A 13453-nucleotide genomic window follows, 5' to 3' on the forward strand; every position below is an offset into this window, starting at 1 on the left:
TCAGAAGGGAAATTGCACTAACTCTACGTCGTTTTCGCTGACGCGTATCATTGACCCTTCGCTATGCCAGGCACCGAGTACAGCGCGCCAGGCGGGCGCATCATTCGCGGTCAGTTGATGAACGGCAGGGCGGTGCGTGTGACCGTGGATCAGCCACTGAACGCGATGCTTTTCCATCGCCTCGATAACGGCCTGCTGGTTGACATCCATGATCGCCAGCGATTTGCTGCTGTTGGCGGCACGGCTGCCGGCGCGCATTTTTGCCGCCACGCGATGGCGTATAAAAAGCGGCAGGGCGAGAAAGAGAGTTTGCAGCCACGGCTGATGCACTTTGGCGCGAAAAGCCTGGTAGCCTGCATCGTCGGTGCAGAGCGTATCGCCGTGCATAATCAGCACATTACGTCCATAGAGGTTGAGCACCTTTTCCTGCGGAAGAAGCTGCATGCCGCTTTCACGGGCAAAGCGCTTGCCGAGCAGAAAATCACGGTTACCGTGAATGAAATAGCAGGGGACGCCGCTGTCCACGAGTGCGCGGATGGCGCTTGCGACGCGCTGGTGCAGTGGGTTGGGATCGTCGTCGCCAATCCAGGCTTCAAAGAGATCGCCCAGAATGTAGAGCGCATCGGCCTGACGGGCAACGCCGTCTAAAAAATGGAGAAAACCGGCGGTGATCGCCGGTTCTTCAGTGTGCAGATGCAGATCTGCGATAAAGAGTGTTGCCACGAATTACTCGCTGACGTCCACGCTTTCGATGATCACATCTTCTTTCGGAACGTCCTGGTGCATGCCGCTGCGACCGGTAGAGACCGCTTTGATCTTGTCGACCACGTCCATCCCTTCAACCACTTCTGCGAAGACGCAGTAGCCCCAACCCTGCAGGTTTTCACCGCTGAAGTTCAGGAAGTCGTTGTCCGCAACGTTGATGAAGAACTGTGCGGTGGCGGAGTGCGGAGCCTGGGTACGCGCCATTGCCAGCGTGCCACGGGTGTTTTTCAGGCCGTTGTTGGCTTCATTTTTGATCGGATCTTTCGTCACTTTCTGGTTCATACCCGGTTCAAAACCGCCGCCCTGAATCATAAAGCCGTTGATCACACGGTGGAAAATGGTGTTGTTGTAGAAACCTTCACGGCAGTAGTCCAGGAAGTTTTTAACTGTTTCAGGCGCTTTGTCATCAAAGGTTTTGATTACGATATCGCCGTGATTAGTGTGGAAAGTAACCATTATTGCATCCTGTTCTGATAGTGTGGTGCGTAGACCCGGATGTGGGTCAGATATAGTGGCTTGTTATAGCATAAGCGCGAGGCGGGATCACCTTGCAAAGTGAGCTGCTTCGGGTTTGAATTACAGGTAATATATACGGTTTTCACGCCCACACACGTCTACATGGAATCTTCGATGTTAAAAATTTTTAATACACTGACGCGCCAAAAAGAGGAATTCAAACCTATCCATGCCGGGGAAGTCGGCATGTACGTGTGTGGTATCACTGTTTACGATCTCTGTCACATCGGTCATGGCCGTACCTTCGTCGCTTTTGACGTCGTCGCGCGCTATCTGCGTTTCATCGGCTATAAGCTGAAGTATGTGCGCAATATCACCGATATCGACGACAAAATCATCAAACGTGCCAATGAGAACGGTGAGGATTTTGTGGCGCTGGTCGATCGCATGATCGCCGAGATGCACACCGATTTTGACGCCCTCAATATTCTGCGCCCGGATAGCGAACCGCGCGCGACGCACCATATTCACGAAATTATTGAGATCACCGAGAGCCTGCTGGCGCGCGGTCACGCCTATGTCGCGGATAATGGCGATGTAATGTTCTCCGTGCCAAGCGATCCGAACTATGGTCAGCTTTCACGCCAGGATCTCGATCAGCTGCAGGCGGGCGCACGCGTCGAAGTGGCAGATATCAAACGCAACCCGATGGATTTCGTGCTGTGGAAGATGTCCAAGCCGGGCGAGCCGAGCTGGCCGTCACCGTGGGGCGAAGGGCGTCCGGGCTGGCATATTGAGTGTTCGGCGATGAACTGCAAACAGCTGGGGTCGCATTTTGATATTCACGGCGGCGGATCGGATCTGATGTTCCCGCACCACGAAAACGAAATCGCCCAGTCGACCTGCGCGCATGATGGCGAGTACGTTAACTACTGGATGCACTCCGGCATGGTGATGGTTGACCGCGAGAAGATGTCCAAATCGCTGGGTAACTTCTTTACCGTGCGCGACGTGCTGAAGTATTACGATGCGGAAACCATTCGCTACTTCCTGATGTCGGGTCACTACCGCAGCCAGCTCAACTACAGCGAAGAGAACCTCAAGCAGGCCCGCTCGGCGCTGGAGCGTCTCTACACCGCGCTGCGCGGAACCGATGCCTCGGTGGCACCTGAGGGCGGTGAAGCCTTTGAAGCGCGCTTTATTGAAGCGATGGATGATGACTTCAACACGCCGGAAGCTTACTCGGTGCTGTTTGATATGGCGCGTGAGGTGAACCGCCTGAAAACGGAAGATGCCCATGCGGCAAACGCGCTGGCCTCGCATATGCGTAAACTCGCGGGCGTGCTGGGGCTGCTGGAGCAGAACCCGGATCTCTTCCTGCAGAGCGGTGCGCAGGCGGATGAGAGCGAAGTCGCGGAAATTGAGCAGCTTATTCAGCAGCGTCTGGATGCGCGTAAAGCGAAGGACTGGGCGGCGGCTGATGCCGCGCGCGATCGCCTGAACGAGATGGGCATCGTGCTGGAAGATGGCCCGCAGGGCACCACCTGGCGTCGTAAGTAATCTCTGACCGGACAGGCGCTCGCGCTGTCCGTTTATCGAAGCCGCCATCCGCGCTGTGCCGGATGGCGGCTTTTCTTTTTACTGAGCGACCTTACCGTCTGCGCCACCACAATAATCCCATCACCACCACGCCCGGCAGCCATACCCACATCAGCTCTGAGAGGATCACCTGGTGCCCGTAGGGCGTGGTGTAGCGCGACAGGGCGAACGGCGCGACTTTGATCACCTGCCACGGCGCAAAAAAGCGTTCATCCGACCACGGCCAGAGCCAGCCAACCCCTTTCCCGCCGGTAGTGATGGAGTCCAGCAGGCTGTGCGACAGCAGGGAGACGGTGAGGAAAGCCCAACAGCGCATGAGGCTGGCCTTAAAGCGCTTATGCCCGAGCCAGGCAACCAGCAGCGGGGCGACGAAGGCGAACAGCAGGGAGTGGGTAAAACCGCGGTGGCCCAGAACATCACCGTAAGCGACGCCGAATTTAAACGCCAGCACATCGGCGTCCGGCAGCATGGCAAGCCCCATTCCCGCCAGCAGCAAACCCCGTGGAATGGCTTTACTGCCGAGGCCAAGCCCGAGGCAGAGCGGAACAGCAGCGTGCGTAATGATGGTTGGCATAGAGCATCTCCCTGAGAAAAAAGGGATTATAGCGGCTAATTTGCACGCTTCACGCCTGATTTGTGTGTCAGGCAGATTCGCGCACGACAAGCTGCCCGGAGAGGGTAATGCGCTGCGTTTGTAACTGCGGCTCCTTGAGCTTGCGCATCATCAGCCCGGCGGCCTGGCGACCGCTCTCTTCACTGGCGGAGGAGACATAGGTAAACGCCGGTGAGGTGAGGTTGATATGCAGCATATCTTCGAAGCCGACCAGCGCCACCTGCTGGGTTAAAAAGAGATCTTTCCCGACGGTGCGCCCGGTGTGATGAATGCCGCTTATTGAGCCAATCATCGCATCGGGCGAGTGGCAGAGCAGGGCGGTGATGGTGTTGTGCTGTTCCAGCAGCTGGCGGGTGGCGCGGCTGGCCGCTTCCGTGTCGCCGCGGCAGGCGGGCGTCGCGCCATCGCGCAGCATCAGGCCGTGCTGGTTCATTGCGTGGCGAAAACCGAGCAGCCGCTGCTGGCGGATCACATCTCCCTCAATACCGCCAATATAGGCAATATTGCGATGACCGCGTTCAATCAGGTAACGGGTCGCCAGCGCGGCGGCCTGGCGGTTATCGCGCATCACCAGATCACAAGGCTCCTCCAGTAGCGATTGCGAGACCACCACCAGCGGCAGCGCGCACTGTTGCAGTTGTGCGGGCAGGGTGAGTGACCGCGTATCACACGAGAGGTAAATCACGCCAGCCACACCCTGTTGTTGAAAGGAGAGCAGGCTGCGCTCGAGGTGATCGCCATCATTCAGCGGCTGGCCGAGAAAGACCATAAAGCCGTGCTTTTCCAGCTCCTGCACGATGCTGGCCATCACTTTGATTGAGAAGCTGTCGCTGAAGTCGCGCAGGATAAGGCCGATAAGATTGGAGGTGTTGGCGCGCAGATTCGCCGCCGCGACGTTATGCACATACCCGAGTGCGGCAATCGCTACCTGCACTTTTTCGATGGTCGCGTCGGAGATTTTCCCTTTCTGGCGCAGCACCAGCGAGACCGTGGAAACGGAGACACCCGCGTGCTTTGCCACATCAATAATGCTGACTTTCTTCAACGCTGCTCCCTGTCGTTTACACTGTTCAGCCGGGCCTGACACGCCGGTGCGTGCCAGGCCGTTATCTTATGCTTTGCCGATCTGTGTGGACATGCTCTGGGCGATAAATTGTGCCCTTGCGCCAAAAATGACCTGGATGCCGCTGTCGCCGACAAACACCACGCCGCGCGCGCCAAGATTATTCAGCCCATCTTTATCCACTTTCTGGCTATCCGCCACCTCCAGACGCAGGCGCGTAATGCAGGATCCGACGGAGGCGATATTCTGCTCGCCGCCCAGCAGGCCGATGATTTCACCCGCCAGTTCGCTGTCGGTTTTATCATCTGCCGTTGCTGTCACGTCCGTGCGACCCGGCGTTTTGACATCAAAACGACGGATCACAAAGCGGAAGGTGAAGTAGTAAATCACCGCCATTGGGATACCGACAATCACTGCATTCAGGTAGTTGGTTTGATAGCCGTTAAACGACGGTAGGATGCCGAACGACAGGTAGTCGATAAAGCCGGCGGAGAAGGATTTGGCAATGTGCGCATGCAGCAGGTACATCGACATATAGGCCAGACCCGCCATGATGGCGTTAAAGACGTAGAGGATCGGTGCCACAAAGATAAAGGTGAACTCGACCGGCTCGGTGATGCCCGTCAGGAAGCAGGTCAGCGCGGCGGAGAAGAGAATACCGAAGGCGATCTTTTTGTTGCGTGTATGCGCTTCGTGGTACATCGCCAGACAGGCCGCCGGCAGCGCAAACAGCATCAGCGGAAACTCGCCCTGCATAAACTTACCGGCGTCGTGGTAGCTGTCGCTGCTGAAGGATTTCACACCCTCTTCCAGCATCTTGAACCAGATAGTTTGATCGCCGTGGATCAGCTGGCCTGCCTGGGTCGTGTAATCACCAAACGAATACCAGAACGACGGGTACCAGATGTGGTGCAGGCCCAGCGGGATCAGCGCGCGTTCGACCAGACCGAAGATAAAGGTTGATGCCGCCTGGTTATCGCCGTTGACTACCACCGAGAGCGCATCAATACCGGCCTGAATATGTTGCCAGACATACGGCAGCAGCAGGCCCAGCAAGAATGAGAGAAACGCGGTGGCGATAGCGACAAAACGCTTACCGGAGAAGAAGCCGAGAAACTCGGGAAGCTGCAGGGTATGGAAGCGGTTGTAACACCACGCCGCAAGGATACCGCAGATGAGGCCGCCAAAGACACCCATCTGTAAGGTCGGGATGCCGACCACCATCGCATATTTGCCGCCCTGGGATGCCATCTCCGGCGTTATGCCGAGCATGGTGCCAATAGTGATATTGGTAATAAATACCGAGACAGCCGCAGACAGTGCGGCAATGCCCGATTCCGAGGCAAGCCCGACCGCAGATCCGATAGCGAAGAGCATCGGCAGGTTGTCAAAGATGACGCCACCAGCATTCATCATTAACGGCAGGTGAAATTTATCGCCGAAGGCCAGTAACAGCCCCGCAGCGGGTAGCAGCGAGATGGGCAGCATTAAGGCGCGACCAATCATCGACAATTTAGAGAGCGATTTAACCAACCCTGATACCAGACTCATGCTGATGTCCCCCGAAGATGCGCCTTTTGCGCGATATTTTTGTAAGTAGAACGTTTTAGTAGAACGTTCTACTCATCGTGAGATAACTCTTAAAATGCCGCAATAGAAATTTGTGGTTCAGCCAGAGGATTTGGTGATTCTTTGAGGTCGATCGGCAATTAACCGTTATCGATGCGGGGTAGTAAATAGGCATTGGATGCGCACTGCCGGATAGCGGCTGCGCCTTATCCGGCCTGCGCGCATCGAATCACCATGCGGAGATTGTCGGTCCGATAAGCAAAGCGGCAGCGGGCAGAATCGCCGCAGGATGCAAGCAGAGGAGTTGTAGGCCCGATAAGCAAAGCGCCATCGGGCAGAGAGGATTACGCGGTAACGGTGACGCTCTGGCCGTCGAAGCTGACGGTTTGCCCGGCGACAATTTTGCAACGCTTACGCGTTTCAACCACGCCGTCGACTTTCACATAACCATCGGCGATAACGATCTTCGCCTGCGCGCCGCTCTCGCTCCAGCCTTCCAGTTTCAGTAGATCGCACAGTTCAACGTGCGGGTGTTTACCAAGGGAAAATGTTGCCATCTTAATTGCCTTTTACATCGTGATATTCTTCACACGCCTGCAGCGTGTTCTGGATCAGGGTTGCCACGGTCATTGGACCGACGCCGCCGGGAACGGGCGTAATGTAAGCGGCGCGCGCGGCGGCCTCCTCAAACACCACATCACCAACCACTTTGCCGTTTTCCAGCCGGTTGATGCCAACATCGATGACAATTGCGCCCTCTTTAATCCACTCGCCGGGGATAAAGCCCGGTTTGCCCACCGCGACGATCAGCAGATCGGCGTTTTCTACATGGTGGCGCAGATTTTTCGTAAAGCGGTGCGTTACGGTAGTGGTACAACCGGCCAGCAGCAGCTCCATGCTCATCGGGCGGCCAACAATGTTTGACGCGCCGACCACCACGGCGTTCAGGCCGAAGGTGTCGATGTTGTAACGCTCAAGCAGGGTGACAATCCCGCGCGGCGTGCAGGGGCGCAGACGCGGCGCACGCTGACACAGACGCCCGACATTGTAAGGGTGAAAACCATCCACGTCTTTATCAGGCGCGATACGCTCCAGCACTTTTACGTTGTCAATGCCCGCAGGCAGCGGCAGCTGCACCAGAATGCCATCGATTGCGCTATCGGCGTTGAGCTCGTCAATCAGTCCCAGCAGCTCGGCTTCGCTGGTGGTTTCCGGCAGATCGTAAGAGCGGGAGATAAAACCCACCTCCTCACACGCTTTGCGTTTACTGCCGACATAAATTTGCGAGGCCGGGTTGCTACCAACCAGAACGACGGCCAGGCCCGGAGCGCGAAAACCGGCCGCCACACGGGCACGAACTTTTTCAGCAACCTCAGAGCGCACCTGCTGCGCAATCGTTTTACCATCAATAATTTTTGCTGCCATCAGAGAGAGGGTTCCATCTGTTAAATTGACTAAAGGGGATGCGCGCTATTCTGTCAGAAGCACGCCGCGCTGTCAGTTACCGTTTGCGGTTTTCACTTGCGAAGCAGCAAGCGGTGAAGGGTACTGGGCTTCAATTAACAAAATAGAAACAACTCATCACCCTTAAGAAACCTACCGGCAGACCTGCATGTATGCGGTATGTGTCACTATTTCGGCGACCGCTAATAAAATATGGCAAGGCTATTTCTTAGTTCTTCTTAAGAAACCACTTAGGGGAAATGCAGCATTTGTATCTATTTTAAATTTTGCCATCGGGCTAATTTAATAGGGCAGCAAGTAATAATGATAATTAAATAACTTTAATTCGTTTTACTTGACCAGGGGGGCACGCGAAATGAGGAATATTTCGTAAATATTTTCACGGAAGAGAATATCTTTCGGGCATTAAATGCCTTCAGTCATTGGCGAAATTCAACAGGATGATGAACATCGCCAGGCGAATTATAAGGATATTATATGAAAACCAAACCCATAGTTATTTCGCTTGCAGCGAGCCTGATGTTGTTTTCCGGTTTAGCTCAGGCCCGCGGGCCAGTGTCTATTCCGGGAGGGAATATTCATTTTGAAGGTGAACTGGTACAGATTGCCTGCGCAATTAGCGTGCAGTCGAGCAGCCAGACCGTTGCCATGGGGCAATACCACACGACCTTGTTTAGCAATGTCGGTGATACCACCCCGCTGGTGCCTTTCACCCTCTCCGTAAATGAGTGCGATCGCAACGTTGCCACACAGGCATCTGTGGCGTTTTCAGGTAAGGCTGATGAGGCTGATCCAACGCTGTTAGCGCTTACGGCCGGCGACAGCAGTACCAGCGCGAAGGGAGTTGCTATTGAGATCCTTGATAGCAGCTCCAATACGCTGAAACCTGACGGGGCAACTTATTCTGTGGCGCGAAACCTGGCTGCCGGAAGCAATACGTTGCAATTTGCCGCACGTTATAAAGCAACTACGGCGCAGGTGACACCGGGTTCGGCAAATGCTGATACGATGTTTATTATAAAGTACGAATAAGAAATGGGGGACAGGAGGCTACATTCTCAGGGACGAGTTCTTGTGGACATCTGTTAATTTTGTCTTGACTACTTTTTTATAAATACTGACCATGCACAAATTATTGCAAAGTGGTGTTGCGGCTATCTTTCTTTTTATTACGCCGTATGCCGTAAATGCTGATGGTGGGATTTCGTTAGGTGCTACTCGGGTTATTTATCCTGCCGGGGCGAAACAAACCTCTCTCGCGGTGAATAATAGCGATAAAAAATCCCGGTTCTTAATTAATTCCTGGATTGATGATGACCAGGGGCAGAAGGTGAAAACATTTGTTGTCACGCCCCCTTTATTTGTGAGTGAACCGAACAGTGAAAATACCTTGCGTATTATTTATGTCGGCCCACCGCTGCCCACTGATCGGGAATCGCTGTTTTGGCTTAACGTAAAAGCGATCCCTGCGGTGGAAAAAGAGAGCATCGAGGGCAAAAACGTGCTGCATCTGGCGATTTTGTCGCGTATCAAGCTCTTCGTGCGCCCCTCAACGCTCACCGATTCGGTGAGAGAGGCTCCGGCGGCGCTGAGCTTTAACCGCGAGGGAAATAGTCTAAAAATCACCAACGCGTCGCCCTTTTATTTATCGCTAGTGAATGTGCATCTCAACCAGCGGAAGTTAAATAACGTCATGGTGGCACCAAAAAATAGCACACAGATGGCGCTGCCGTCCGAAAGCCGGGGCGTTCTTACTTTTCAGACAGTCAATGATTACGGTGCCGTTACGGCAGTCAGAACCGTTAGCCTGCAATAAAGGGGCGGCGGGTGGTAAACCATTATGACCATAAAATCTCCTCCGCGTCGGTTTGCGCTCTCGATGCTGGCCGCGCTGTGCCCGGCAGATCTCTATGCTGAGCGCTATTTTAATCCGGCTTTTTTATCAGACGATCCCGCCTCAGTGGCCGATTTAACTCTGCTGGAAAACGGCTACCAGCGCCCGGGTAGCTATCGCGTTGATATCTGGCGCAACGACGAGTTTATCGCTACACAGGATATCCGCTTCGAGCGGGAAGCAGAGAGCGAAGCAGGTAAGGCCTCCGGAGGGCTGACACCCTGTTTCTCAAATGCGTTGTTAGAACGTCTTGGGGTAAATATGACCGCGCTTTCCGCTCCTGACTCACCGGGTGGAAGAGAGTGTATCGACGTTAGTGAAGCGATTCCCGGCGCACAGACCACTTTTACCTTTTCCACGATGCGGCTTGATATCGGTTTACCGCAGGCCTCTATGCATATCCGCGCCCGTGACCACATTCCGCCAGAGGCATGGGATGAAGGCATCCCCGCTGCCTTGTTTAATTACAGCTTCAGCGGCAGCCATAGTACGCGGAGTGACAGCTACTTTTTCGCGCTACAGAGCGGGCTGAATTATGGTTCGTGGCGGCTGCGTAATAACGGGGCCTGGCGCAGGGTGCAGGGCGGCAGGCAGCGCTGGGAAAATATAGACAGTTGGTTGCAACGGGCGATTGTGCCGCTAAAAAGCGAACTGGTGCTGGGTGACAGCAATACGCAGAATATGCTGTTTGATAGCGTGGGCTTTCGTGGTCTGCGTCTCTTTTCTGCGGACGCCATGTATCCCGAGAGCCAGCAAGGCTATGCGCCTACCGTGCGTGGCATTGCGCGAACGCCGGCGAGGGTCACCATTCGGCAGAATGGCTATGTCATCTATCAAAGCAGTGTTGCTGCCGGGCCGTTTACGATTACCGATCTGAACCCCACCTCTTCCAGTGGCGATCTTGAGGTCGTGCTGGAGGAGAAAGATGGCAGCGAGCAGCGATATAGCGTGCCCTACTCAACGTTGCCGCTTTTGCAGCGCGAAGGCCGGATAAAATATGACGTGGTGGCCGGACGCTACCGCAGTGGGAACAGGCGTTACAGCTCGCCCTTTTTTACGCAGGGGACAGTCGTTGCGGGCCTGGCAGATGGGTATACCCTCTATGGTGGTACGCAGCTTGCCGATGATTACACTGCGTTCGCCAGCGGGGCAGGCGTTAATCTGGGTGATCTGGGAGCACTCTCTCTCGATTTTACCCATGCGCGCAGCCGCCTGGCTAACAATCGGAAACGGCAGGGCGACTCATTGCGCTTCATGTATGCCAAATCCCTCAATCAACTGGGTACGCACTTTCAGCTTCTGGCGTGGCGCTACTCGACGCGTGGTTTTCACACGCTTGACGAGGTGGCTTATACGTTCAGTAAAAACGCTGGCGGTGAAAAGAGAGTGTCGGGAGACGATAGCGCAAATAAAAAACGGCGCTTACAGGCCAACATTACCCATAATTTCAGCGATTACGGGTCGCTCTATTTCTCCGGTATTCAACAGACATATTGGGATAAAGCACCCGATCGACGCTGGCTGCAGCTTGGCTACGCGGATGGCTGGCGAGGGATCAGCTACGCCCTGTCGTGGTCGTGGAGCTACGCTTCCAGCGACAGGCGGGCGGAACGCGTCGCAGCGCTCAATTTCTCTGTCCCCTTTAGTGCATTAGGTTTAGGCCCGCGCGCTAAAGGGCTGGTGGGAAATACCTACGCCAGCGCCAACCTCAACCACAGCAGCAGCGGGCAGACTAGCTGGCAGACCGGCATTGGCGGCACGCTACTGGAAGAGGGCAATCTTAGTTATAACCTCAATCAGGGCAGCGGTAGCAGCGGATATAGCGGTAGCGCCAACCTCCACTGGCAGGCCCCCTGGGGCAGGCTCGATCTTGGTTACAACTACGACAGAGCGCAGCAAGAGTACAACGGACAGTTCGGCGGCGGCGCAGTGCTTCATGCCGATGGGCTTACCTTTGCCCAGCCGCTTGGCGATACCAACGTGCTGGTCAGCGCTCCGGGCGCACAAGGGGTAAGAATTGAAAACCATACCGCGATTACCACCGACTGGCGCGGCTATGCCGTCGTACCCTATGCCACTGTCTATCGCCATAATCGCGTTGCGCTGGATACTGGCTCGTTGAACGATCACATCGATATTGAGAGTAACGTCGGCAGCGTTGTCCCGACCCAGGGTGCGCTGGTACGCGCCAGCTTTACAACACGCATTGGTGTACGGGCACTGCTTACGGTGATGCGTGGCGGCCGGCCGGTACCCTTTGGATCGCTGGTGCGCGAACGCGACAGTGGTGTCAGCAGTATGGTGGGCGAGGAGGGGCAAATTTTCTTGAGTGGGTTACCGCTGCGTGGCGAGCTGCTGGTGCAGTGGGGGGAGGGGGAGCATGAACGCTGCGTCGCCCCTTACACATTACCGGAAGCAAGCCTGAAACAGCCCATTACTCTCATCAACGCACACTGTGACACCAAAGGATAAACGTCATGCGCTCTCTTTTTGCCGGGGTGTTATGGCTTGTGGCAACGCAGGCCTTCGCCGCCAGTTGTCATAACGCCGCAGGCACACCTACCGATATTCATTACGATTTGTCGAACAGCTTCGATGGCAGCAATAACCATCTGTATAAAGTGGTTACGCGATCGGAGAAATCAGCCTGGATCGGCGTCCGGGCGATCTGTCCTGCGGGAACCCGACAAACCCATACCTACCGCAGCTACGTGACGCGTTTCCCGATGGAGTTCACCGCGCACGGTTATCGTTATCTACAAATTTCCCCCCATTTGCAGGCGGCGATGCGTATCCGCGACAGCTACGCCGGCGAATTTTATCCGCCGGAGAACTATATCCGCATGGGGCAGGAGGAGAATGTGGCGAAGCAGCTGCCATTCGGCGTAATGGATTCACAACTGCTGCTCAAGCTGCGGGTGACCGAGCGCTTTATGAACCGGGTGACGATACCGCAGCAGACACTCTTTACCGTCTACGTTACCACCGACATAAACGATCCGCTGACTTCACCGGTCTATACCATTAGCCTTGGCGGCGTGGTAGAGGTGCCGCAGCGCTGCGAAGTGAATGCCGGCCAGGTCGTTGAGTTTGATTTTGGTGATATTCGCGCTGGGTTATTTAGCGAGGCCGGAGCGGGGAATCGCCCGCGCGGCGTGACACCGCAAAGTCGAACGGTTTCTATTAACTGTACGAATGTTCATGCCCGGGCATACATTTCGCTGCGACTTGAAGCTGAGCGAGCGAAAGGTCATATCCTCGTCTCGGATAATCCAGATTTGGGCTTCGTGGTCGCCAATGAGTGGGGACAACCGTTTAAGCCTAATAATATTTTTAGCCTGGTCCCCCTTGAACTTGATAAAAATGCCGCGGCGCACGTCGCCATTCGCGCGTGGCCCGTCAGCGTTACAGGCCAGAAACCGGCGGAAGGGCCATTTAGCGCCCGTGGTTTTTTGCGTGTTGAATATAACTGAGGAGCCGCGATGACTCGCCTTTTACACCTTATTTTCCTGCTCGGTTGCGGGATGAGCGCGGTACATGCGCAAAGCAATATTGAACTCCGGGCCACGGTCATTCATGGAGGGTGTGCTATAGAAAGCAGCGATAGCCACAAAACGGTCTCGTTAGGGCGCTGGTCAGTCAGAAAGCTGCAGATGGCGGGGAATATCTCCATGCCGGTCGCTTTTTCATTAGCCTTGAAGGGGTGCCCGCCAGGAAGTGTTTCAGTCACCTTTTCAGGAAAAGCCGCCAGCAATCCGGCATGGTTGGCGATCGGCGACAGTAAAATGGCGCAGCAGGTGGCCATCCAACTGCGTGACCACGACTTATCGCCTTTAGATCTTGAGGCTCCCAGCCAGGCGGTAATGGTGGATCGTAATGGCAATTCGCTTTTACATTTTTTTGCCAATTACGTTGCGCTGGTGAATAACCCCATGCCTGGCATCGCTAAATCAGATGCTATGTTTACCATTAATTATTATTAAGCTTTCTCTTAACGCGATTGATTAAAAAGGCCGCACATACTGCGGCC

13 protein-coding genes are annotated in these 13453 nt (G+C 55.0%); 6 read left to right on the top strand and 7 right to left on the bottom strand.

Annotation, left to right across the window (positions count from 1 at the left end; genetic code table 11):
* Both lpxH and ppiB read right to left on the bottom strand, forming a co-directional pair.
* Nucleotides 1-723, bottom strand: coding sequence for a UDP-2,3-diacylglucosamine diphosphatase (lpxH, locus tag HF650_RS06125; RefSeq protein ID WP_187801613.1), 723 nt, complete (start codon nucleotides 721-723; stop codon nucleotides 1-3).
* 3 nt (nucleotides 724-726) lie between these two features.
* Nucleotides 727-1221: a peptidylprolyl isomerase B gene (gene ppiB / locus HF650_RS06130; protein ID WP_187801614.1), complete on the bottom strand. Its 495-nt coding sequence runs from the start codon at nucleotides 1219-1221 to the stop codon at nucleotides 727-729.
* Nucleotides 1222-1395: 174 nt separating this feature from the next.
* On the opposite strand from ppiB, the gene cysS reads away from it, so the two are divergent.
* Complete coding sequence (cysS, locus tag HF650_RS06135; protein ID WP_187801615.1) at nucleotides 1396-2781, top strand: cysteine--tRNA ligase; 1386 nt, start codon at nucleotides 1396-1398, stop codon at nucleotides 2779-2781.
* A 91-nt stretch (nucleotides 2782-2872) separates the two neighbouring features.
* Here the strand turns inward: cysS and HF650_RS06140 are convergent, their stop codons facing one another.
* From HF650_RS06140 to folD, 5 genes are all read right to left on the bottom strand, one after another.
* Complete coding sequence (locus tag HF650_RS06140) at nucleotides 2873-3394, bottom strand: metal-dependent hydrolase (RefSeq protein ID WP_187801616.1); 522 nt, start codon at nucleotides 3392-3394, stop codon at nucleotides 2873-2875.
* Nucleotides 3395-3461: 67 nt separating this feature from the next.
* The gene (locus HF650_RS06145) at nucleotides 3462-4478 is read right to left on the bottom strand and encodes a substrate-binding domain-containing protein (RefSeq protein ID WP_187801617.1); all 1017 of its coding nucleotides are present in this window, start codon (nucleotides 4476-4478) and stop codon (nucleotides 3462-3464) included.
* A gap of 66 nt (nucleotides 4479-4544) precedes the next feature.
* Nucleotides 4545-6047, bottom strand: coding sequence for a PTS transporter subunit EIIC (locus tag HF650_RS06150; protein ID WP_187801618.1), 1503 nt, complete (start codon nucleotides 6045-6047; stop codon nucleotides 4545-4547).
* A 362-nt stretch (nucleotides 6048-6409) separates the two neighbouring features.
* Nucleotides 6410-6622, bottom strand: coding sequence for a ribosome-associated protein YbcJ (ybcJ, locus tag HF650_RS06155; protein ID WP_187801619.1), 213 nt, complete (start codon nucleotides 6620-6622; stop codon nucleotides 6410-6412).
* Between the two features lies 1 nt (nucleotide 6623).
* Complete coding sequence (gene folD, locus HF650_RS06160) at nucleotides 6624-7490, bottom strand: bifunctional methylenetetrahydrofolate dehydrogenase/methenyltetrahydrofolate cyclohydrolase FolD (RefSeq protein ID WP_187801620.1); 867 nt, start codon at nucleotides 7488-7490, stop codon at nucleotides 6624-6626.
* 516 nt (nucleotides 7491-8006) lie between these two features.
* On the opposite strand from folD, the gene fimA reads away from it, so the two are divergent.
* From fimA to sfmF, 5 genes are all read left to right on the top strand, one after another.
* Nucleotides 8007-8561: a type 1 fimbrial major subunit FimA gene (gene fimA, locus HF650_RS06165; RefSeq protein ID WP_187801621.1), complete on the top strand. Its 555-nt coding sequence runs from the start codon at nucleotides 8007-8009 to the stop codon at nucleotides 8559-8561.
* A gap of 91 nt (nucleotides 8562-8652) precedes the next feature.
* Entirely contained in the window at nucleotides 8653-9345 is a 693-nt protein-coding gene (gene fimC / locus HF650_RS06170) for a type 1 fimbria chaperone FimC (protein WP_187801622.1), read from the top strand.
* Nucleotides 9346-9369: 24 nt separating this feature from the next.
* Nucleotides 9370-11895 carry an outer membrane usher protein FimD gene (gene fimD, locus HF650_RS06175; RefSeq protein ID WP_187801623.1) on the top strand — a complete coding sequence of 842 codons (2526 nt, stop codon included), beginning with the start codon at nucleotides 9370-9372 and terminating at the stop codon, nucleotides 11893-11895.
* A gap of 5 nt (nucleotides 11896-11900) precedes the next feature.
* Nucleotides 11901-12896, top strand: coding sequence for a type 1 fimbria D-mannose specific adhesin FimH (gene fimH / locus HF650_RS06180; RefSeq protein ID WP_187801624.1), 996 nt, complete (start codon nucleotides 11901-11903; stop codon nucleotides 12894-12896).
* 9 nt (nucleotides 12897-12905) lie between these two features.
* On the top strand, nucleotides 12906-13406 hold the full coding sequence (gene sfmF / locus HF650_RS06185) for a fimbria assembly protein (protein WP_223284275.1): 501 nt from the start codon (nucleotides 12906-12908) through the stop codon (nucleotides 13404-13406).
* Nucleotides 13407-13453: the final 47 nt, after the last annotated feature.

The sequence above is a fragment of the Kosakonia sp. SMBL-WEM22 genome (assembly GCF_014490785.1).
Taxonomy (GTDB): Bacteria; Pseudomonadota; Gammaproteobacteria; order Enterobacterales; family Enterobacteriaceae; genus Kosakonia.